Origin of the sequence: Pelagibius sp. 7325, assembly GCF_037652055.1 — a bacterium.
Taxonomy (GTDB): Bacteria; Pseudomonadota; Alphaproteobacteria; order Kiloniellales; family Kiloniellaceae; genus Pelagibius.
The window spans coordinates 1,365,436-1,386,611 of record NZ_JBBKAH010000002.1 but is presented as its reverse complement, the minus strand read 5'-3'; the positions used below and the strand labels follow the sequence as shown (position 1 = coordinate 1,386,611).

Here is a 21,176-nt window from a genome sequence, read left to right as displayed (position 1 = left end):
CGGACCGCAGATCAGTCGGAGATCTGCAGAAATTTTGCCTGCAGCACCGCTTCGCGGTCCTCCATGTAGCGCTGGGCCGTGCACATGTGCTCGAACATCACCTGGCGCGCCGTCTCGGCGTCGGCACGCCTCAGGGCGCGCAGCAGACGCACCTGATAGCTGAGGCCGCTCTCACGCAGGTCCGGGTTGGGCTCCTCGTAGATGCGCTTGCACAGCGTGAGGTCGCGCAGCAGCGACTGCAGGAATCGACACATGAAGGCGAGCACCGGATTGGGGCAGTAGTCGACCAGGATGGAATGGAAGTCGAGCTCGGCATGGCGCTGGCGGCGCTCCTCCTCAAGGTCGCACGGCGGGTCGACATAGATCTGCATGGTCTGCTCCAGCCGCTTGAAATCGGCCTCCTGCAGGCGTCCGGCGACGCTCGCCGCCAGCGCCGGCTCCAGGATGCGGCGCAGGGCATAGATGTCGCCGATGGTCGGGTTCTGAAAAAAGAAGTAGTTGCCGAGCAGCTCCATCGCCCGTGATTCGGAGAGCGCCTCGACAAAGGTGCCGCCGCCGGGCCCCGTGCGGCTGCGCACCAGGCCCTGCGTCTCCAGCACGCGCAGCGACTCGCGGATGGTGCCCTTGCTGGCCTGAAAGCGCGCGATCAGCTCGCGCTCGCCGGGCAGGCGGTCGCCTGGTTTCAGCCCGTGCAGGACGATGAAGTCCTTCATCTCCTCAGCGATGCTCGCCGGCCGCTTCATGCCGCGGCGCTTCGGCGCATCTGGCGGGGCCGGCGTATCGAGGCTGTCGCTCATGTAAGGTCAATCCTCTGAGGGCTCTGTCTCCGGCCAGGGCTCTCCCTTGCGCGGATGGTGACAGGCATAGGCCGTTTCGCCCTCGCGTTCCAGCGGCGGCGTGACCTCGCGGCAAACATCGCTCGCATGGGGGCAGCGCGCGGCGAAGGCGCAACCGGGCGGCGGCGCCAGCGGGTCCGGCAGCTCGGCGATGCGGCCTTCGGCCCCGATACCCTTCTTCCCCGGGACCGGCGCCGAGGAAAGCAGCAGGCGGGTATAGGGATGCAGCGGCCGCCGGAAAAGCTCGGCTGCCGTGCCCTGCTCCACCACGCGCCCGAAATACATCACCATGACCCGGTCGCTGACCGATTCCACCACCGCGAGGTCGTGGCTGATGAAGACGTAGGTGAGGTCGAACTCGGCCTTCAGTTGGTCCAGCAGGTTCAGCACCTGCGCCTGCACCGAGACGTCGAGGGCGGAGACCGGCTCATCGAGGACCAGGATATCGGGCGCGGCGGCCAGCGCGCGGGCGATGCCGATGCGCTGGGCCTGGCCGCCGGAAAACTCGTGCGGATAGCGTTCCAGGAACTCGGGCCTGAGGCGCACCGCCTCCATGATCTCCGCCAGCCGCTCCCGGCGCGCCGATGCCGCCATGCCCAGCAGATGGATGAGCGGCGCCTCCAGAATCTGGCGGATGGTCTTGCGCGGGTTCAGCGAGCTCAGGGGATCCTGGAAGACGTACTGCACGCGCCGCGCCAGCGCGCGCCGTCCGAAGGCCGCCGGGTCATGTACCCGGGCGCCTTCGAGCAGCACCGCGCCATCGCTCGGCTGCTGCAGGCCGACCAGCAGCTTGGCGAGGGTCGACTTGCCGCAGCCGGACTCGCCAACGATGCCCAGGGTCTCTCCCTTGCGCACCTCGAAGCTGACTCCCTGTACCGCATGCACCGTCGGCTTCGGTCTGCCGAGCAGGCTGCGCCCGCCGCCGAAGCGGCGCGTGACGTCGTGGATCTCCATCAGCGCCGTCATGCAAGCCTGCCCCGCGGCTTGATGCAGCGCACGGCATGGGCCACGTCCAAGGCATCCAGCGCGATCTCGCCCTCACGGCAGGCGGCCTCGGCATGGGGGCAGCGCGCGGCAAAGGCACAGCCCGGAGGCAGGGCGTTGACCGCCGGCGGCAGACCCGGAATGGCTTCCATGCGCCGCCCGGGCTCACCCAAACGCGGCACGCAGGCAATGAGGCGCTCGGTGTAGGGGTGCGCCGGGGCGTCAAGGACCTGTTCGGTGGGGCCAATCTCGACGATGCGCCCGGCGTACATCACCGCGACGCGGTGGCAGACCTCTGAGACCACGCCGAAGTCGTGGGTGATGAACAGCAGCGATGCACCGGAATCGCCGCGCAGTTGGTCGAGCAGCTTCAGGACCTGCGCCTGCACCGTCACGTCCAGCGCGGTGGTCGGCTCGTCGGCAATCAGCAGCGCCGGATCATTGGCCAGCGCCATGGCGATGGAGACGCGCTGGCGCATGCCGCCGGAAAGCTCGTGCGGATAGGCGGAGGCGCGGCCCGCCGCATTGGGAATGCGCACGGCATCCAGCAGCCTCACCGCACGCGCCCAGGCGTCCTTATAGGAGACCGGACGGTGGCTCCGGATCGCCTCGGCGATCTGGTCGCCGATGGTAAAGAGGGGATGCAGCGTGGTCAGCGGGTCCTGGAAGATGTAGGCGGCACGGTCGCCGCGCAGAGCACGCAGCCCGGCGGCGTCGAGACCCAGCAGGTCCTTGCCCTGCATCAGCACCTGGCCGCCGACGATGCGCCCCGGCGGCGTCGCCACGAGACCCAGCAGCGAGAGTGCCGTCACCGACTTGCCGGAGCCGGATTCGCCGACCAGGCCGAGGCACTCCTGCGGCCGGATATCGAAGCTGACCCCGTTCACCGCGCGGTAGACGTCGTCGCCCATGCGGAACTGGGTCTGCAGATCGGTGACGGCGAGCACGCTGTCGCCTTGCGCAACCGCGCCTTCGGTGGAGGCACCAGGGTAGTCGGTTTCCTGGCGGACGACTTCCGTCATCGGCGCCGGGCGCGCCAGCGCGCCGGACTTGAGACGCGGGTCGAGCAGGTCGCGGATACCGTCGCCCAGCAGGTTTATGCTCATGACGACGAGAAAGATCATCACGCCGGGGATGACCGAGACGTGCGGTGCGGTGATCAGCAGCTTGCGGCCTTCGCCCAGCATGGAGCCGAGGTCGGCATCCGGCGGCTGCGCGCCGAGCCCCAGGAAACTGAGACCCGCCGTCTCCAGGATCATCCAGCCGACGGTGGTGGAGACGGTGATGACGATGACCGGCAGCACGTTGGGCAATACCTCGGTCAACAGGATCGAGAGATCGGACTTGCCGGAGAGGCGCGCCGCCTCGATGAACTCACGTCTCGCGAGCCCCAGCGTGACGCCGCGGATGTTGCGCGCGAAGAAGGGGATGTTGACGATGGCGATGGCAAAGAGCGCGTTCAGCAGGCCCGGGCCCAGCGCGGCGACGATGGCCAGCGCCAGCAGGATGTAGGGAAACGCCATGAGCATGTCGATGCCGCGCATGAGGACGGTATCGGCGCGGCCGCCGAAATAGCCGGCGAGAATGCCGATGGCCGAGCCGAAGAGCGCCGCGACCGAGGTCGCCGAGAGACCGACCAGCAGGCTGACGCCGGTCCCCCACAGGAGGCGCGAGAGGATGTCGCGGCCCAGATGATCGGTTCCCAGCAGGTGATTCTCCGCGAGAGGGCGCAGCAGGCGGTTGGCCGGGTCCGTCGCGGCCGGGTCCAGCAGCGGCAGCGCGGGGGTGAGAATCACCACCACGACGATGAGGCCGAGCAAAGCGGCACCGAAGGCGGCCAGCTGATTGCGCGCGAAGAGTCGGAACGCCGAGGGCCGCCCGCTACGGCGCGCAGGGGAGAGTGCGGTTGTCGTGCCGGCCGCCGTCATGTTCTGAGCCTCGGATCGACCAGATGCTGCAGCAGGTCGGTGATGAGGTTGAAGAGCACATAGCTGGCCGCCACCACCAGCACGCCGCCCTGCACCAGCAGCAAATCGCGGGTCGAGATGGCAGTCACCAGCATGCGGCCGATGCCCGGCCACTGGAACACGGTCTCGATGTAGACGGCGCCGCCCAGCACGAAGCCCGCCTGCACGCCAATCACCGGAATGACGCCGACCAGCGCCGCCTTGAAGGCGTGGCGATAGATCACGCGGCGCTCGCTGACGCCCTTGGCGCGCGCGGTCCGGATGTAGTCCTGGCGCAGCACCTCCAGCATCGCCGCGCGGGTCAGCCGCGCGATGACGCCGGTCGCCACCACCGCCAGGGTGATCGCCGGCAGCGTCAGATGATGCAGCAAGTCGGGCAGGTCGCCGCCGCCGTAGATGGCGAACATGCCGCTGGCGGGGAACAGGCGCCAGGTCACGGCGAAGGTCAGCACCAGCAGCAGGCCGAGCCAAAACGACGGCACCGAAATGCCGATGAGCACGAAGAAGGTGACGATCCGGTCGGTCCAGCCGTACTGGCGCACCGCGGTGGCGACGCCGGCGATGAGGCCGAAGATCGAGCACAGTAGCAGCGCGGCCCCGGCGAGGATGAGGGTCGCCGAGAAGCGCTCCAGCACCTCGTCGAGGACGGGGCGGTTGAGATTATAGGAGCGCCCGAAGTCGCCCTGCAGCAGGTTGCCGAGCCAGACGAAGTACTGCTCGACCAGGGAGCGGTCGAGGCCGAGCTGGCGGTTCAGCCGCTCGACGTTTTCAGGTGTCGCATAGGAGCCGAGAATGGCGGTCGCCGGATCGCCGGGGATCATCGCCATGATGAGGAAGACGATGACGGTGAGACCCAGCAGGACCGGCACCGCGAGCACCAGGCGCTTGACCGTATAGGCGAGCATCGCGGGCTCCGTTTCCTTCCTTGGCCCGATCCCTCAAGCCCCCTGCTACCTGCAGAGGGCCCGGGGGATGTGCCGGGGTCAGCCCTTGGTGACGTCCTTCAGGATGAGGAAGAAGGAGGGCTGCAGCGAAAAGTCGCCGACCGCCGCCGAGGTCACCGCGTTCTGCTTCCAGTTGGCGATGAAGGCCCAGGGTGCGTCCTCATGGACGATGGCCTGCATCTCCTTGTAGAGCTTCGCCCGTTCATCCTGGTCGGTGCTGCTGCGTGCGGTCTCCAGCAGCTTGTCCACCTCCGGATTGGAGTAGTAGCCGGAGTTGAAGCCGCCCTTGTCGGGGAAAGCGTCGCTGCGCAGGGCCAGGTAGGGGAGCGTGTCGGGATCGTTGGTCATCCAGGCCATCTCCGCCATGTCGGCCTTGCCTTCCAGCCCAGGGTTCACCTTGCCGAGGAAGGTGTTCCACTCGTAGGTCTCGATCTCGACCTTCAAGCCCACCTTGGCGAGGTCGGCCTGGATCGCCGCACCCATTGGCACCGGATCGAGCATGCCCGATCCACCCTCGGTCACGTAGAAGGTGAGTTCCGCCCCCGCGTGGCCGGCTTCCTCGATCAGAGCCTTGGCCTTCTCCGGATCGTAGGGATAGGGATCCAGTTCGTCATTGTGGGCCCAGGCGAAGGCCGGCGGCGTGGGGCCTGCGGCGACCTCGGCGGTGCCCTGTAGCACGTTCTCCACCAACGCCTTCTTGTTGATGGCGTAGTTCACCGCCTGGCGCACCTTCTTGTCGGCCAGCGGGCCTTCCTTGGCGTTCAGGATGAGGAACCAGAGATGCGGGCCGGCCTGCTCGTGCATCTGGTAGGCGGCATCGTCGGCGAAGGTCGCGACGGAGTCCGGCGGCACCTCGACCATCAGATCGATGCCGCCCGACAGCATCTCGGCAACGCGGGTGTTGGCGTCGGTGATCGGGCGGAACACCACGGCTTCCAGGGACGGCGCGCCTTCCCAGTAGTCGTCGTTGCGCGCCACGACGACCTTGGCGTTGCTCTCCCACTCGGCAAAGCGGAAGGGACCGGTACCCGAAGGGTGGCGCCCGAAGTCCTTGCCGTACTCCTCGACGGCCGCCGGCGAGACGATGAGGCCGGTCGGATAGGCGAGGTTGGAGAGGAAGGGCGCGTAGGGCTCCTTCAACTTGAACACCACGGTGTCTTCGTCTTCGGCCGTCACGCTGTCGATGGCGCTGAAGAAAAACGACAGCGGGAACGGCCCGGTGTCGTGGAAGGGGTGATTCTCATCGAGCATGCGCTCGAAGTTGAACTTCACCGCCTCGGCGGTCAGCGGGCTGCCGTCGTGAAACCTCACGCCGTCGCGCAGTTCGAAGCTGTAGGTGGTGCCATCGTCGCTGATGGTCCAGGACTCAGCGAGTGCCGGCTCGACTTCCAGCGTGCCGTCCTTGTAGCGGACCAGGCCGTCGTAGACGTTCATTAGGATGCGGAAGTCGTTCACCGCCGTCACGGCGTGGGGGTCGAGCGACTTGGGCTCGGCGATCTGGCCCACGATCAGAACGCCCGGCGGCGTCTGCGCCTCGGCCGCACCGGCGGCGAGTACGCCCGCCGCAAGAGCCGCCGCATAGAAAGCTTTTTTCATTACCGCCTCCCTGCTGGATCGGTTGTGCGCAAATATCTGCGCGTTTACAGGTCCAATTTAGCATGATAAATTCAAAAGTAATCTATTTTCTCATGATAAATTAGTCGCCGCCCCACGCGGAGGCGGCAGGAACCTCATCCGGCATGACCTTCACAATCATCGGCCGCGACCCGGCGAACGGCGCCATCGGTGTGGCCACGGCGACTGGCAGCATCGCCGTCGGCGCCCAGGTGCCGCACTGCCGCTTCGGCGTCGGCGCCGTCGCCACCCAGGGCTATTCGACCAACGTGCTGTTCGCGCGGCGCGGCCTGCCGCGCCTGTCCGGGGGCGAAAGTGCCGGCCACGTCCTGCGGGCGCTGCTGGCCGAAGACGAGGGCCGCGACTTCCGGCAACTGGCGGTGATGGACCGCGAGGGCCGCACGGCGGGCTGGACCGGAACCGAGAACAGCGAAGCCAAGGGCCTGCGGGAGGGCGACAACTGGATCGCCGCCGGCAACCTCCTGAGCAACGCGACGGTGCTGCAGGCGATGGCCGAGGCCTATGCGGCGGACGATGGAGAGGGCCTCGCCGAGCGCCTGCTGACGGCGCTGGCCGCCGGTGAGGCGGCGGGCGGCGACAGCCGCGGCACCTGCTCGGCGGCGCTGCTGGTGGACAGCGGCCAGGGCGCCGCCCTCAACCTGCGCGTCGACTACGACCCGCGGCCGGTCGAGGCCCTGCAGGCGCTCTACGAACGCTCGAAGGACGCGGTTTACCGGGATTTCCTGAAACGCCTGCCCGACGAGCAGGACCCAAGCCGGCGTTAGGCCCAGAGGCGGTGGCTACTGGACTGATGGCAAGGGATCTTCGCGTGCCGCCGACTGCAGCGCGCCGGCCAGCGAACAGCGCCACAGGTTTTCCGCCGTCGTTACGCAGGGCGGCGTCGCGTCGCCCAGCACCGAAGGGTCGCCGTCCTCGGTGATCAACTGAGGATCCGGGGCGCCGGGCACTGCCGGCGGCGCATGGTCGATCAATGGCTGCAGGCGCGGCGCCAGCGACTGCAGCAACTGGGTCGGCAGCGCCGAGGTGAAGCCGTAGTTCGCGGCGTCAGGTCCGGCGACATGCGCCGAGATGACACCGAAGAAGCGGTCGCCCAGGAAGAACACAAAGGTCGCGGTGCGGTTCACCACCTGCGACTCGATCACCTGGCCGCGGGCGCCGAAACGCTCGAAGCGGTGGTCGCCGGTGCCGGTCTTGCCGCCGGCGATCAGCGGCGTGCCGTCGGCGGCATGAAACGCCCCGCTGGCGCGCCGGCCGGTGCCGTTTTCCACCACGTCGACCAGCGCGCCGCGCAGGGCCCGCGCGACCTCGGGATGCATGACCCGCTCGCCTTCGGGCAGCTGCAGCGTCATTACCGTTTCGAAGGGCGTGCCTTCGGCAAAGCGCAGGCGGTCGAAGCGGCCTGTCGGCAGGCGCAGGCCGTCATTCGCAATGATGCCCATCAGCTCGGCCAGCGCCGCGGGGCGGTCGCCCGAACTGCCGATCGAGGTGGCATAGGACGGCACCAGCCAGTCGAAGGGATAGCCGAGGCGGCGCCAGCTCAACGCGATGCGCTGGAAGGCCTCTTCCTCCAGCAGAATGCGGATGCGCTGGTCCTGGGCGCGGCGCTTGCTCGCCTTGAACAGCCAGGAATAGGCGTCCTGGCGGGCCTCGGCGCCGGCGGCGGCGGCCTGGGCGAAAGTCGCGCCCGGCGTCGTGCTGAGATAGGCGCCCAGCCACAGTTCCAGCGGATGGATGCGGGCAATGTAGCCGCGGTCGTTCAGCGAGAAACGGTCCTCGCCATAACGGTCGTAGAGGTCGCTCAGGGCGGCGGCGCTGAGGGAAGCGCCGGCCGGCTGCGCGCGCAAGAAGTCGGCGAAGGCGGCGATATCCGCCTGCGGCCGCAGGGAGCGAAACACCACGGCCAGCGCCGCCGGCGACTGGCGGGCGCGCTTGGCCAGGGTGTCGAGAATCTCGTCGGGCCCGCGCTCGCGGTAGCGGCCGTAGAAGCCGAGCATGAACTCGCGCCCCTCACGGTCGGCGAAGCGCGCGAGGTATCCCGCGCGCAGTGGCGAGTCGGCCTCCAGCGGGTCGCCCTTCAACGCGACGTTCTGCGCCACGTGGTAACGCACCACGTCGCGCATCAGCCGCACGAAAACCAGGTTCACCGAATGACGGAACGCCTCGGCGATCGACACCACCTTGTAGTCGTCGTTGCGGTCGAAGTTGCCGAAGTGGTGCAAGCCGCCGCCGGTGAAGAAGCGTTCCTTCGGGTTGGCGGAATAGCGCCGCTGCAGGGCGGCGTCGAGCAGCGCCGGCAGATCCAGGCCACGGTCCTCGATCAGGCTGGTGGCGACCCAGCGCGTGAGTGTATCGCCGTCGGCCGCGGCCGCGCGCAGGTCGGCGATGCCGGCTCCTTGCAGGCGCTCGTAGACCGTTGCGATGATCTCCAGGTAGCTAACCAGGGTGCGCAGCTTGGCGGTGGAGCCGAGATCCAGCTTGGTCCCCTCGTTGATGTCGAAGGGACCGTCGAAGTTGTCGGCCTGCAGGCGCAGGTGGTTGCGGCCCTCGCCGCGCTCGTAGAGCAGCAGGCTGTAGATCACTTTGGCGGGATCGCCGCGATCGAGCAGGCGCGGCGCCGCGAGACCCATGGCCTCTAGCGCCGCCGGATCGGAGAGGCTCTTCAACGCCGCGGTCACGCTTTCCTGAACCTCGCGGTCCAGCGTCGTCTCCACGGTCAAATCGAGGCGATCGAGATCATAGAGCGAGCCGACGCCGAGCTGGCCCAGCAAACGCGTGCGCAGGGTCGCGGCCGCCTTCCACGACAAGGGCGAGGCGGTCGGCGCGGCGGCCTGCAGCTCGGGCGTGAAGGTCGTCCGCGCAGCCAGCGCGGCATCGCGGAAATCGCTGTTGATGATGCCGGCCTCAGCCAGCACGCGCAGGTGGCTGTCGACCAGGCGGTCCAGCGCGTCCCGCCCGGCAAGGAGGTATTCGGAAGGTCGCCGCTGGGCGATCAGCAGGCTCAGCGCCTGGCGGTAAACCGTCGCGGCGCAGGGATCGCCGGACTCGCCCAACTCCGCGGCGGCCAGGCAGGCGTGGGCGGTGTTGAAGTCGGTGCCGAACCATGCCCACAGGCCATCTCCGAGGCCGATCACCTCCCCGAAGCCGGGGCGCGCGGAAAGCGGCGTCGAATTGAGATAGTCGACGACGATGCGCTGGCGCACCGCCATGGTGTCGCCCCCGTCGAGATAGCCGCGCAGGGTGGCCGAAACCATCTGGCGCAGCTTCTCGCTGACATCGCCGGTGCGGCCCTCGGGCGAGTGGCGGAATTTCTCCATCTGCGTCGCCAGCGTGCTGCCGCCCGGCGTCTGGCCGCCGGTCGTCACCTTGGTGACGACCAGGCCGGCGAAGGCGGTGGCCAGGCGGTCCCACTCGACCGCCGGATTGGCGCGCGGGAACCTTTCCTCCAGCAGCTCGCGGTTCTCGATGAACAGCAGCGTGTTGACGAGCAGCGGCGGCACCGAAGCGAAGTCGTCGAACGTCCGCTCCGGCGTGCGCGCGGCGAAGATCTCGGCGCCGTCGCGGTCGAGCAGGGTCAGGCCTGTCTGCGTCTTCTCCCGGTAGGGCGCGATGCCGCTGTGGCGGAAATACCAGTCGAACTTCTCGGAGATGCGCGCCTGGCTCTCGACCGCGTAGCCCTGGCGGGAGAGAGAATCGATGAAACCCGGCAGGCCGACGTAGCCGAGCCGGCGGTCATAGGGTCCGTCTTGGGGAAACTGGATGGCTTCGCTCGGCCCGGCGGCGACGCCGTAGGTCATCTCGCCGGCGATCTCGGAAAAAAACCGAGCCTGCAGGGTGGAGGTCTTGGCCTCCATCACCACCAGGCTGCCGACCGCCGTGAGGAACAACAGAGAGGAACCGCCGGCGGCGACCCGCTGCCAGCCGCGGCCCGGCGGCCCGCGTCGCTCACGGCGGCGCTTGGGCACGGGAGAGACGCTCTCCACGACCGATGGGCCTGTCACCTCTGGGGGAGTTCCCTCCACCGAAACGCTCACCATTGCACCGCATTCCCGGCCAAGACTGCGTCTTCCAACGGGAAGACGTCGGCGGCACGAACTCACCTGAGGCTTGCAGCGCAACAGAAGGGTTAACGCGATCCGCGCAAGTCATAATGCGCGTACCATTAAATTTTCTCAACCTTTCTAAAAGGTTAACGGATTTTTTGGCGGATTGCCGCGGGCTTCGCAGAATCGCCGCAGAGCTGTCCACAGCCCGCCTCGACAGGGGCTGGGAACGGGCGGTGCGACTCGGGGGGGCGACTCGGAGCCTACTCGGCGGCCTGGCGCTGCACGGCAGCATCGCCGGCACCGATCACCCGGTGGCCGCGGCGCTGTTCCAGCGCGAAGCCGACCAGAGCCTGGATGCGGTAGAAGCCGTGGATGAACTTGCCATAGGGCATGGCGAGGAAGAGGCCCATGACGAGCCCGAGGTGCAGCACCAGAAATAAGCCCAACAGCTCGGTGTCGCGCAGGACCGTCAGGACCAGGCCGCTGAGACCGGTCAGCAGCAGCAGGACCAGGAGGCCGGCGTCGAGTTGACGCGTGGTCCCGGTCGAGACCGGCGAAGCCGCGGCGCGGCGTTTCAGGACCATAAGGCCGAGCGGGCCCGCCACAATGCCGATGCCGCCGAAGATGCCGAGCAGCTTCGGCAGGCTGAAGTAGCCGTAGGGTGCCACCCAGCCGAAGCCGTAATGGTAGAGCGTGCCGACCGAGGTGGCGGCGAAGCACAGCAGGAAGCCGTAGAAGGTGAGATGGTGAAAGAGACGCCGCAACTTCGAGGGCGCTTCCTCCGGATAGGTGCAGCCGAGATCGGCGCCGCCGCCCATGTACTTCAGCGTCATCGCGTCATGCAGCGCGCGCCCGACCTCGCCCAGGCCGATCTCGCGCACCGGCGGCGCGCCGATGAGCCGCCAAAAACGCGCCATGCCGATGACGATGGCGGCCAGCACGAAAAGCGACACCGCGCCGAACACCGTCACCATGACGTTGTGCGACAGCACGGCATAGAAATTGCCGCCGTGACTGCCGAAGAGCGTTGCCGGATCGATGAAGGCGGCGGCGGCGAGCATGAAGACGACGACCGCGAGGACGGTGAGCAGCGCCGTCCACACGCCGTTGTTCTGGAAGGCGCGGCCCAGGAAGCCCGGCCAGGCCGCGGCCTCATAAGTATCGACGCGCAGCGCGGCCATGGTCCGCGGCACGTTCACATCGAACTCGTGTGGATCGGCGTACTGGCAGTGGTGGTAGCAGGAGCCGCAGTTATGGCAGAGATTGGCGAAGTAGCCGAGCTCGGCCGACGTGAAGCTCAGCCGCTGGGTCATCGCCGGAAACACGGCGCAGTGGCCCTCGCAATAGCGGCAGGCGTTGCAGATGGTCAGGATGCGGTCGGCTTCGGCGGCCGACTCCGTCTCAAGCAGCTTGTGCAACATGGCGCGCCGCCTCCTCTCCCGCGATGCGGCCGAAGACGCCGCCGATGGTCATGCCGATGCCGGCCAGGTAACCCTCGCCCAGCACGTTGCCGGCCATGATCTCCCCGGCGGCGAACATGTTGGCCGAGGGCCTGCCGTCGGCCATGAGGACCCGCGCGTGTTCGTCGATCTCGACGCCCAGGTAGGTGAAGGTGATGCCGGGCGCCAGGGTGTAGGCGTAAAATGGCGGCGTATCCAGACGCCGTGCCCAGTGGGTCTTCGGCGGCGTCAGGCCTTCGGTGCGGCAGTTGTCCAGCTCGGTGTGGTCGAAGCTGCCGTCGTGCACCGCCGCGTTGTAGTCGGCGACGGTCTTGGCCAGCACCTGGGGATCGAGGCCGATCTTGCCGCCCAGTTCCTCGATGCTGCCGGCCGTCACCGCCGGAAAGACCGGCGGCATGAAGAGGCCGATGGCCTGCTGGTCGATGATGACGTGGCCGACCTGGTTCGGCTGCGCGGCGACCAGACGTCCCCAGATGGCATAGCGCTTGGGCCAGAAGTCCTCGCCCTCGTCGTAGAAGCGCTCGGCCTTCTCGTTCACCACGATGCCGAGGGAAACGCAGTCGACGCGGGTGCAGATGCCGCCGTCGTACTTCGGCGCGCGCCCGTCGATGGCGACGGCATGGCACTGCTGCGGATCGCCGACCTGGGCGGTGCCCTGGTCCAGCAGCTGCTTCAGGACTTCGCCGGTGTTGTAGGGCGTGCCGCGGATGAGGAAGTTGTCGGCCGCAGCGCCCCAGGATTCCTTCAGCCAGGGGATGTTGGCCTGGAAACCGCCGGCGGCAAAGACGACGCTGCGGCCGCTGAAATCGCGCACAGCGGCATCGCCGAGGCGCGCGGTGACGGTGCGGCAGAAACCGTTCTCCAGGTGCACCGCCTCGACCGGCGCCTCGTAGTGCACGACGACGCCAAGGCTTTCCGCATGGCGGTAGAGCGCATTCACCAGCGCTTTGCCGCCGCCCAGGAAGAAGGCATTGGTGCGCCCAAGATGCAGCGTGCCGGAGAGCGCCTTCTGGAAACGCACGCCGCGCGCCTCCAGCCAGGGCACAGAGTTCTGCGATTCGCGGATGGCCAGGCGCGCCAGCTTCTCGGTGGTCTTGCCCTTGGTGACGCGCAGGAGGTCCTGGTAGTACTCCTCTTCCTCGTAGGCATCGGTCAGCACCGATGTCGGAGCGTTGTGCATGGCCCTGAGGTTGCGCGTGTGCCGGCTGTTGCCGCCGCGATAGAAGCGCGGCGCCCCTTCCAGGATGCACACGCTGCGACCCGCCTCGGCCGCCATGATGGCGGCGCTGAGGCCGGCGTTGCCGCCGCCGATCACCAGTACATCGAAGGCCGTCCGAAGCTCTCCGCGGGTCACGATCTCTTCTCTCGATCCAGGGGTTGGGTTTTAGGCCGCGTTGTTCTTGTGGACGTTTGTATACAATGATATACTACGCTCTTCAAATGGAATCTTGGCCGCGGCGGCCAAGGGCGGAGAAAGGGCTGAAATCAGCCGTTCTTTCGCGTCGTTGAAGAACAGGAGGCCACCCGCGCCATGTCCGCCAGCCTTGCCGACCAGGCCTACGAAGGACTGCTCGCCGCGATCGGTGCGGGGCACCTGAAACCGGGCGAGCGCATCCGCGAGACGGCACTGGCCGAGCAGCTCGGCATCAGCCGCACGCCGATCCGCGAAGCGCTGCAGCGACTCGCCCGCGACGGCTTGGTGCAGCTCGACGCCCGCAACGGTGCGCGCATCGCCGAACTCTCGCTGCAGGCGATCCAGGAGCTTTACGACCTCAGGGAAATTCTCGAAGGCAGCACCGCGCGGCTCGCCGCGCAGAGCGCCAGCGCCAACGACCTGCAGCGCCTCAACGCCATACTGGCCCGCGAGGAAGCGCAGTTGGGCGATCCGGTCGCCCTGGCGAAGCTCAACAAGCTCTATCACCGCACGCTCTGCGAGGCGGCCAACAACCGCTACCTCATGAGCGCGGTGGGGACCTTCTCCACCACCCTGCTGCTGCTCGGCCCGACCACTCTGGCCGCCCACCAGCGCGCCGGAGAATCCCATGCCGAACACCGCGCGGTCGTCGAGGCGGTCGCCGCCGGTGACGCCGAGCGGGCGGAACGGCTGATGCGCGGCCACATCCGCCGCGCCCGCGAGATCCGCCTGGCCATGGCGCTGGAGACGGGACTGGCAGAGTGACTTTCCGGACGTGAGGGCGCGCTATTCCAGGCCGCTGAGAAAGGCGAGCGCACGCCGCATGAGCAGCATCGCAGCAGCTTCGTCGTAGTCCGGCAAGCCTTTGTCCGTGAACAGGTGCCGGTCGCCGGGATAGAGGAAGAGCTGCGCGTCCGCGACTGTCCGGGCGATATCGCGGGCGACATCGACATCACCCCAGGCATCGTCTTCCATCACATGGATATGCAGGGGAACACCCAACGGCCAGAGGCCACCAAATTCGGCCAGCGGGACGCAGCTGTGCATCAGCAGGGCACCTTGCGCGCCGGGTCGCGTCTGGGCCAGCATCTGCGCCGGCATGACGCCGAGTGAGAACCCGGCATAGGCGATTGTCGCCGGCAGGCTCTCCGCAACGCGGCGCCCGTTGTCGAGGATCGTCTGGAAACCGAGCTGCCGGGCGAAGCCGACACCCTCTTCCAGATCAGTGAAAGTCTGCCCGCCATAGAGATCGGGCGTGTGCACGACATGGCCGGCGGCGCGCAGCGCATCGGCAAAGGCGCGGCACCCGTCGGTCAACCCCAGCGCATGGTGGAACAGCAGGAGCTCGGTCATCTTGCATTTCCGCAGCCAAGATTGCGGGACGCGGTGCCGCGCACTGCGTCAACAAGGATGGACTCGTCTGCACCGAAGAAGCAAGAGGGCCATCGGGAACGCGCTCTCCGGCAAAACTCGCGGCGGACACGACGGAAGGTCCGGCAAGCCCCCCACGGCCCGGCCGGCGCTGTGGACCCACGGTACGTCACTATTCAGAATCTAGTCGATCCGCCTGTGAAGCCAGAGGAAGCCGTAGAAATAGAAGACCCACAGCACACCTGTGATGCCGTAGAACGTCAAGGTTCGCCACGACCACAGCGGCCACGCGCCGGAATCGCCGAAGGCGATGATGTTGGGGTGCAAGGAGAAGAGCTGCGAGCGCCACCGGTTCCACATGACGGTGACCTCGGTCTTGCGATCTTCCGCCGTCTTGGCGTTGTTGAACACCCGCTCGCTATTGCGCTTGAACCACCACCAGGAGTCCTCGTTTTCCAGCTCGACACCGGCGTCGGCCTGGTTCCTCATGTAGACGTATTGAACGTCCCGCGTTGATCCCTGAGCGTCGGGATCGCTGCGCCGTATCTCGGTGCCGCTGACAAAACCGGTGGTCCAGGTCGGTCGCGCGTACTCCCACCAGCTCAGATACGCCAGCCCGACGACCAGCGCCGCGATCGAGGCCACGACGCCACCAGTCCGCCAGAGGATGAAAGCGAACAGGAGAACGATGAGCAGGGCGACGTATCCGACCGAGAACCAGATCTCGAGCATAGATGAGCTTTCGCTGATTAGGATGGAAGCGTGATCTTAGGGACCCTAGGCCTTGTGAACGCCACTCTGGGGCCCGTCCACGGCATCGTCAAGCCACAGATAGCCTGCGTGCGGCGCAGCGGCGGGCGATCTGCGCCCGAGACGAGGGTGGCTTGCGGTCCGCCGTGGAAAGGTGAGACAGCAGCGCGCTATTCGCCGGCGAAGTTCTCCGCGGGCACCGCGGCGCCGGTGCTGCGCTCCGCGCGCACGCGCCGCGCGCCGCGCTTTTTCCACCAGATCACGACGCCGGTCACCGACAGCATGCAGATGACCAGGCCGGTGACACAGATGACGATACGCCCGGCCAGCCCGCCGATGCGCCCGCCGTGGATCGGCAGCTGCAGCTGCTCGAAGATCTCGCCCGCCGTCCCGCGCCCGGGAATGTCGGCGCGCAGCAGGCGACCGTCGCCACCATCGAAGTAGAACCACGGGCTGCCCAACAGCTCGCCGTCGTGGCTGCCGTAGCCGACGGCGTAGTAGTTGTGGAGAGTGTCGTAATAGAGTCCGTAGATCGGCATGTCGAGGCCGTGCTGCCGCGCCGCGACTTCGCCCTTCGAGACGATGTCGGCGTAATTCTGCCCTTTCTCGCCGATCTCCTCGGCAGTCCAGGAGCCGCGCTGGTAGTAGACGCTTTGCTCGACGGGCGAGAACAGCGAAACCACCGGGCGAAACACCTGGTCCGGCAGGTTCATGGCGATGGAGCTGACCGCCACCGGCAGCAGGATCAGCCACAGCCAGAGGCCGCCGGCGCGGTGCAGATCCAGGTTGGTGCGGTAGGAGCCGCCGTTGCGCTTCACCTGCCAGGCGGTCTTCCATTTCGCGAAGAACGGCCCGGAAAGGAACCATTGCCCCCGGGGAAAGGTCAGCACCAGGGCGATCAGGCAGTCGACGGTCCAGAAGATCGCCACCGCCCCCATCAGCAGGTAGCCCCAGATGCCCGGCAAGGTGAGCGTGTGGTGGAATTCGTAGATGAAGGGGATGAAGTCCTCGGCCGAAAAGCAGCAGCGTGCCCAGTAGCGCGTCGCCAAGGTCTCGCCGCTGATCGGATCCAGGTAGATAAAGTTGTAGTCGACCTCCGGCATCGGACCGCCGGCCGGGTCCGGCCGCGGCTCACCCACCGCCAAGACCGGATGGTCGGCCTCGCCCTCGCTCTCGATATAGATGATTTCCAGCTGCGGATGGTCCGCCTGTGCCCGCGCGGCCAGCGCGACGAGGCCCAGCGGCCCCCCCGCATCCGCTGCCTTCTCCGAAACCGTGTAGAATTCCGGGTTCAGCCATTCGTCGATCTCGTGATGAAAGGCCAGAATCGCGCCGGTCAGCCCAGCCAGGGCGAGGAAGATCGCCGTGGCCAGGCCAAGGTAGCGATGCAGCAGAACGAGGGTACTACGGATCATGACTCCCTACCGCCTACCAGTGATATGACATGCCGGCGAGGACGCGCAGCCCCGTGCCGTAGTAGCAGGAACCGAAGGCGCAGGTCGTGATGTGCTCACGATCGAAGAGGTTGTTGGCGTTGACCTGGAAAGAGAGGTTCTCGTTGAGGTCGTAGCTGAGCGCCGCATCGACCAGCAGATAGCTGGAATTTTCCGAATCGTTGGCCAGGTCGTTGTAGGTGGGCCCGACATAGCGCAGACCGCCACCGATGCCGAGGCCTTCCAGCAGGCCGTCCTGGATCGTGTAGTTCAGCCACGCGGCCGCGGCATGCTCCGGCACGATCACCGGGCGCTTGCCCAGGTCCTCGTCGTTGCTTTTGGTTACCTCTGCATCGAGGAAAGTATAGGAGGCCGTCAGATCCAGCCCTTCCGCCAGCGTCGTCTTTGCCTCCAGCTCGATGCCCCGTGTGCGGATCTCACCGGTCTGGATAGAGCTGTTGATGTCGTCAGGGTCTACCGTCACCACGTTCGTCTTGGTCACCTGGAAGGCTGCGACCGTGAACAGGGCGTTGAAGTCCTTGGGCGCAAACTTCACCCCGACTTCGTACTGCTCCGACTCTTCCGGCACGAAGGTCTCGCCCTGCCGGGTGGTCCCGTTCTGCGGCGTGAAGCCCTGGGTGTAGCTGACGTAGGGCGCGACACCATTGTCGAACAGGTAGGTCAGCCCGGCCCGGCCGGTGAAGGCGTTGTCGTTCTTCGTTTCGCTGGTATGGGTGAAGCGGTCCTCGGTCTCCTGCCGCACGTAGCTGAAACGCCCACCCAGCGTGAGAATCCAGTTGTCGTAGATCGTGATCTGATCCTGCACGTAGGCACCCGCCTGCTGCAGGGTCTGCTCAGTGCGCTGATAGGGTTCCGGTACCGTCGCCCCGGTGTAGACGACATTGTTGATGTCGAGCGGGTCGGCTGTAGCGGAATGATAGCTGAAGGTGTCGACGCTATGGCTGTAATCCAGGCCGAAGAGAGCGACGTGAAACGTCGGGCCGAGCTCGAAGCGGGACTCCAGCTGATTGTCGATCACCCCTTGATGCACGGTGTCCGGTGCGGACCAGACGCTGCGAAAGACGGTGCCTGTCGCGGGGTCGAAAGCGTCGGCGCTGACGCCCTGATAGTCGACGCCCACGTAGGTGTAACGCGCCTTCTGGCGGAACTCCCAGGCGTCGTTGATGCGATGCCGGGCATCATAGCCGATGGCAAACTGTTCCTGGTCGAACCGGTCGAAGCCGGGCTCGCCCGCGACCACATCGGTGCGCATATCTTCGGTTGCGAGCGTCCCGAAGGCTGTCGGCCGGCGGTCGTTCATGTAGTCGGCCAGCACGGTGATGCTGGTATCGTCGTCGGGGTTCCAGGTCAGCGCCGGGGCAATGTACACACGCCGGTTCTCTTGCGTTGAGCCGTCGTTGTAGTCGAACTCGGTATGCGAATCACGCACCAGCCCGGTCAGGCGGAACAGCAGGCTTTTGTCCTCGGTGGCGGCACCGCCGATGTCGAAGGCGCCTTCCTTGAACTCCCAGCTGCCGCCCTGGAGGCGCACCTCCTGTTGCATGTCCGCGTAAGGCCGCTTGGTGGTGCGGTCGATCACGCCGCCGGCCTCGGCCTGCCCGTAGAGCGCACCGCTGGGACCGCGCATCATGTCGACGCGCTCGATGCCGTAAGGTTCAGTGGTGTAGAGGGCGAAAAAGTTGCCGTCCATGCGCAGGCCGTCACGGAAGGAGCCCGTGGTGACCGTGTCGAAGCCGCGAATCTTGATGCTGTCGTAGCCGCGCGGATCAACGCCGTAGGAGTCGACCGCGACACCCGCGGTGTAGCGCATGGCCTCCGCCACGGTCTTGGTGTTGCGGTCGTTCATCTCCTCACGGCCGACGGTCGATACCGACTGCGGCGTCTCGATGATCGGCGTATCGGTCTTGGTCGCCGCGGTGGAGTAGTGCGAGACGTAGCCTTTGGTCGCCTGCAGGGAGGTAATGTTGCGGTAGTCTTCGACGGTGAGGGTGTCGAGCACCACGGCACCGCCCTCGGTCGCCGCTTCCGGCGCCGCCGAGACCACCACTGAATTCTCCCCGGTGAAGTCGTAGGTGAGGCCGGAGGAGGCGAGCAGCACGCGCAACCCCTGCTCCGCGGTCATCGCGCCCGAGAGGCCGGCGCTGGCTTTGCCGGCGAGATCCTCGCTTTTGAACACCACCTGGACGCCGGTGGTCTCGGAGTAGGCGATCAGCGCCGAAGCGAGATCCTGCGCCGGAATGGCGAAGTCCCACTGGCGCTCGGCCTGTGCCACCTGCTGGAGCGGCTCCGCCGCGGCCGGCGACACGGCCACGACCGCCCCGAATGCCGCCCCGAACACTGCCATCGATACGATGGCCGTCGACAGCAGCAAGGCGCGACGCCCCTGGTTCTGCGTCGCCTCATGCTTCATCGGCACCGCGGCACCCCCCTTGGCGCCCACGGCTCCCACAATTTCCTTGTTCAACGTCCCCTAGCCCAATCTGCAGAGGGCCGGTCGCGAGACGATTCCGGCCCGTTTAAGTGAAAATGCGACACATTCGCATCTATGCCCAAAGAGGGGACGCCTGGGCGGGCCGGCTACCTAACCCCCGCCTCAAATTTTTTTGCTCGGCGAGAGCCTCAGCGCAGCACGGTCAGGAAGGGAGTGACCTCGATCGCCCGGAGGCCGTGGGTGGCGGCCAGGGCAGCCAGGCCCTCGTCGAGCCGGTCGATGTCGATGACGCCGCTGACCGGCTGGACGCGGCGGCCATCCCCCCACAGCAGGATGCGGCCGGGGTGATAGCGTTCCAACTCGGCCAAAGCCTCGGCCAGCGGGCGGTCAATGAAGATCACCTTGCCGTCGCGCCAGGCCAGCGCCCGCCTGCCGTCGAGGGTGAACTTGGCGCCCAGGCCGCCATTGGCGCCGTAGCGCACCCCTTCGCCGGCGGCGAGCGCGAGCGGCGCCCCCGGCGCCGCGGCGAGACTGACGGCGACACGCCCCTCGGTGACGACGACCCGGGCGCCGCCTTCGCTCAACCCCACCGCATAGGCGGTGCCGACGGCCTCGCTGACGCCGCCGGCGGCGACGACGTCAAAGGGCCGCCGCGGATCCGGTTTCACCTCGAAGAGCGCTTCGCCCTCCAACAGCTTGATCAGGCGCCGCTCGGCAGTGAAGTCGACGGCGATGGCGGTGTTTCGATTGAGGGTGACGCGGCTGCCGTCGGCCAGGACCACCACCCGCACGGCCTCGCCGCCGTTGGTGTAGTCGGCTTCCAGCTGCGTGGCGATCTGCGGCGCGAAAACTGCCAGCAGCAGACAGGCGGCCAGCGCCAGTACGGCCGTGGCCAGCGCCCGGTGTCGGGAGCGTCGGGCGATCGGCAGGGTGATTTCCACCGGGCGCGCGGCCTCCGCGCGCTCCAGCCGCTCGAACGTCTCCTGCAGCGGCGCAAGGCGCTGCCAGAGGGCGCGCGCATCTGAAAAGGCCGCGGCGTGCGCCGGGGCGCGGCCGAGCCAAGCCTTGAGATCGGCCAGCTCGTTGTCGGTCATCTCCCCCGAGGCCAGGCGCACGACCCAGGCGCGCGCCTGCTCTGCAACGTCATTGTTCGTTTCGGCTGTCATGCGCCCTCTTCAGCGCGGCGTGCATTTCCTGATCGGTCTGCCCCTCTTGAATAGACGGTTGGGCAGAGGCTTATCCCAACCCCGGGGCAATTTTTATCGCTCTGGCGGTCACCGGTGCCGTCCCGCTTAAGGTTCGGGCCGGCAGGCGGCGAGCCGGCGCAGCGCCTTGCGGATGTGCTTTTCCACCGCGGTCTGCGAGATGCCCAGCTCGTCGGCGATCTCGCGCTGGGTCTTGCCATCGAAGCGATTGAGCTTGAAGACCCGGCGCGTTGCCGGCGGCAGGGCCTCGACGGCCGTGATGAGGTGCCGAAGCTCCTGCTGCGCCATCGCATGACGCTCCGGCGAGATACCTTCCGTGTGGCCCCACAGCAGGCTTTCGACTTCCGCCAGCAAACCGCCCTGGCGCTGCTCGCGGCGCAGGTGGTCGATCACCAGATTGGCCGCCATGCGGAACAGATAGGCCCGGGCGTTGGTGACCTCCTGGCGGGCATCGAGGGCGGAAATCTTCAGGTACAGCTCCTGCGCCAGGTCATGGGCGGTAAAGGGGCAGCGCAGCCGCGACGCCATGAAGGCGCGCAGATCCCCTTCGTTCTCCTGGAACACGCGCAGCAGGGGCGGTGAAGGCATCGCGAAAAACCGTCCGGCAGGAAGCATGGGCCTCGCCCGCCGAATTGGGTCTTGCCCCGCCGTGCGCGGACCGGCCTGCCCGCAATCTATTGCT

The 21,176-nt window shown here is 67.1% G+C and carries 16 protein-coding genes; 2 read left to right on the top strand and 14 right to left on the bottom strand.

All coding sequences use genetic code 11. The features are described from left to right. Window positions 1–11: 11 nt before the first annotated feature. The 5 genes from WDC82_RS08425 to WDC82_RS08405 all read right to left on the bottom strand — a co-directional run bounded on the left by WDC82_RS08425 (window position 12) and on the right by WDC82_RS08405 (window position 6,327). Window positions 12–797: an FCD domain-containing protein gene (locus WDC82_RS08425; protein WP_340116814.1), complete on the bottom strand. Its 786-nt coding sequence runs from the start codon at window positions 795–797 to the stop codon at window positions 12–14. A 6-nt stretch (window positions 798–803) separates the two neighbouring features. Further along, window positions 804–1,802 carry an oligopeptide/dipeptide ABC transporter ATP-binding protein gene (locus tag WDC82_RS08420; RefSeq protein WP_340116813.1) on the bottom strand — a complete coding sequence of 333 codons (999 nt, stop codon included), beginning with the start codon at window positions 1,800–1,802 and terminating at the stop codon, window positions 804–806. Then, window positions 1,799–3,748, bottom strand: coding sequence for a dipeptide/oligopeptide/nickel ABC transporter permease/ATP-binding protein (locus WDC82_RS08415; protein WP_340116812.1), 1,950 nt, complete (start codon window positions 3,746–3,748; stop codon window positions 1,799–1,801). The genes WDC82_RS08420 and WDC82_RS08415 overlap by 4 nt, the downstream gene beginning before the upstream one ends. Further along, entirely contained in the window at window positions 3,745–4,692 is a 948-nt protein-coding gene (locus WDC82_RS08410) for an ABC transporter permease (RefSeq protein WP_340116811.1), read from the bottom strand. Before WDC82_RS08410 ends, WDC82_RS08415 begins: the two co-directional genes overlap by 4 nt. A 78-nt stretch (window positions 4,693–4,770) precedes the next feature. Then, window positions 4,771–6,327 carry an ABC transporter substrate-binding protein gene (locus WDC82_RS08405; protein WP_340116810.1) on the bottom strand — a complete coding sequence of 519 codons (1,557 nt, stop codon included), beginning with the start codon at window positions 6,325–6,327 and terminating at the stop codon, window positions 4,771–4,773. Between the two features lie 143 nt (window positions 6,328–6,470). Between WDC82_RS08405 and WDC82_RS08400 the strand changes: the two genes are divergently transcribed. Then, window positions 6,471–7,130, top strand: a complete 660-nt coding sequence (locus WDC82_RS08400) for a DUF1028 domain-containing protein (protein ID WP_340116809.1) — start codon at window positions 6,471–6,473, stop codon at window positions 7,128–7,130. 15 nt (window positions 7,131–7,145) lie between these two features. On the opposite strand, the gene WDC82_RS08395 is transcribed toward WDC82_RS08400, so the two are convergent. The 3 genes from WDC82_RS08395 to tcuA form a co-directional block, all read right to left on the bottom strand. Beyond that, window positions 7,146–10,328, bottom strand: coding sequence for a transglycosylase domain-containing protein (locus tag WDC82_RS08395; RefSeq protein WP_340116808.1), 3,183 nt, complete (start codon window positions 10,326–10,328; stop codon window positions 7,146–7,148). 341 nt (window positions 10,329–10,669) lie between these two features. Next, window positions 10,670–11,830 (bottom strand): tricarballylate utilization 4Fe-4S protein TcuB, encoded by a 1,161-nt coding sequence (gene tcuB, locus WDC82_RS08390; protein WP_340116807.1) that lies wholly within the window; start codon window positions 11,828–11,830, stop codon window positions 10,670–10,672. After that, window positions 11,811–13,223, bottom strand: coding sequence for an FAD-dependent tricarballylate dehydrogenase TcuA (tcuA, locus tag WDC82_RS08385; RefSeq protein ID WP_340116806.1), 1,413 nt, complete (start codon window positions 13,221–13,223; stop codon window positions 11,811–11,813). The genes tcuB and tcuA overlap by 20 nt, the downstream gene beginning before the upstream one ends. 177 nt (window positions 13,224–13,400) lie before the next feature. On the opposite strand from tcuA, the gene WDC82_RS08380 reads away from it, so the two are divergent. Further along, window positions 13,401–14,048, top strand: a complete 648-nt coding sequence (locus WDC82_RS08380; RefSeq protein WP_340116805.1) for a GntR family transcriptional regulator — start codon at window positions 13,401–13,403, stop codon at window positions 14,046–14,048. A 21-nt stretch (window positions 14,049–14,069) separates the two neighbouring features. On the opposite strand, the gene WDC82_RS08375 is transcribed toward WDC82_RS08380, so the two are convergent. From WDC82_RS08375 to WDC82_RS08350, 6 genes are all read right to left on the bottom strand, one after another. Further along, the gene (locus tag WDC82_RS08375; RefSeq protein WP_340116804.1) at window positions 14,070–14,636 is read right to left on the bottom strand and encodes a dienelactone hydrolase family protein; all 567 of its coding nucleotides are present in this window, start codon (window positions 14,634–14,636) and stop codon (window positions 14,070–14,072) included. 201 nt (window positions 14,637–14,837) lie between these two features. Then, complete coding sequence (locus WDC82_RS08370; RefSeq protein WP_340116803.1) at window positions 14,838–15,386, bottom strand: DUF1523 family protein; 549 nt, start codon at window positions 15,384–15,386, stop codon at window positions 14,838–14,840. Window positions 15,387–15,574: 188 nt separating this feature from the next. Next, window positions 15,575–16,819, bottom strand: coding sequence for a PepSY-associated TM helix domain-containing protein (locus WDC82_RS08365; RefSeq protein ID WP_340116802.1), 1,245 nt, complete (start codon window positions 16,817–16,819; stop codon window positions 15,575–15,577). Between the two features lie 13 nt (window positions 16,820–16,832). Continuing rightward, a complete protein-coding gene (locus WDC82_RS08360; protein WP_340116801.1) occupies window positions 16,833–19,298 on the bottom strand; it encodes a TonB-dependent siderophore receptor in 2,466 nt (821 codons plus the stop codon). 179 nt (window positions 19,299–19,477) lie between these two features. Beyond that, window positions 19,478–20,455 carry a FecR domain-containing protein gene (locus tag WDC82_RS08355; RefSeq protein ID WP_340116800.1) on the bottom strand — a complete coding sequence of 326 codons (978 nt, stop codon included), beginning with the start codon at window positions 20,453–20,455 and terminating at the stop codon, window positions 19,478–19,480. A gap of 126 nt (window positions 20,456–20,581) precedes the next feature. Continuing rightward, entirely contained in the window at window positions 20,582–21,082 is a 501-nt protein-coding gene (locus tag WDC82_RS08350; protein ID WP_340116799.1) for an RNA polymerase sigma factor, read from the bottom strand. Window positions 21,083–21,176: the final 94 nt, after the last annotated feature.

Bases quoted from the DNA above. Each gene is read 5' to 3' on its own strand.
- WDC82_RS08425 (WP_340116814.1), bottom strand. From the start codon at position 797: ATGAGCGACAGCCTCGATACGCCGGCCCCGCCAGATGCGCCGAAGCGC.
- WDC82_RS08420 (WP_340116813.1), bottom strand. From the start codon at position 1,802: ATGACGGCGCTGATGGAGATCCACGACGTCACGCGCCGCTTCGGCGGC.
- WDC82_RS08415 (WP_340116812.1), bottom strand. From the start codon at position 3,748: ATGACGGCGGCCGGCACGACAACCGCACTCTCCCCTGCGCGCCGTAGC.
- WDC82_RS08410 (WP_340116811.1), bottom strand. From the start codon at position 4,692: ATGCTCGCCTATACGGTCAAGCGCCTGGTGCTCGCGGTGCCGGTCCTG.
- WDC82_RS08405 (WP_340116810.1), bottom strand. From the start codon at position 6,327: ATGAAAAAAGCTTTCTATGCGGCGGCTCTTGCGGCGGGCGTACTCGCC.
- WDC82_RS08400 (WP_340116809.1), top strand. From the start codon at position 6,471: ATGACCTTCACAATCATCGGCCGCGACCCGGCGAACGGCGCCATCGGT.
- tcuB (WP_340116807.1), bottom strand. From the start codon at position 11,830: ATGTTGCACAAGCTGCTTGAGACGGAGTCGGCCGCCGAAGCCGACCGC.
- WDC82_RS08380 (WP_340116805.1), top strand. From the start codon at position 13,401: ATGTCCGCCAGCCTTGCCGACCAGGCCTACGAAGGACTGCTCGCCGCG.
- WDC82_RS08375 (WP_340116804.1), bottom strand. From the start codon at position 14,636: ATGACCGAGCTCCTGCTGTTCCACCATGCGCTGGGGTTGACCGACGGG.
- WDC82_RS08370 (WP_340116803.1), bottom strand. From the start codon at position 15,386: ATGCTCGAGATCTGGTTCTCGGTCGGATACGTCGCCCTGCTCATCGTT.
- WDC82_RS08365 (WP_340116802.1), bottom strand. From the start codon at position 16,819: ATGATCCGTAGTACCCTCGTTCTGCTGCATCGCTACCTTGGCCTGGCC.
- WDC82_RS08355 (WP_340116800.1), bottom strand. From the start codon at position 20,455: ATGACAGCCGAAACGAACAATGACGTTGCAGAGCAGGCGCGCGCCTGG.
- WDC82_RS08350 (WP_340116799.1), bottom strand. From the start codon at position 21,082: ATGCCTTCACCGCCCCTGCTGCGCGTGTTCCAGGAGAACGAAGGGGAT.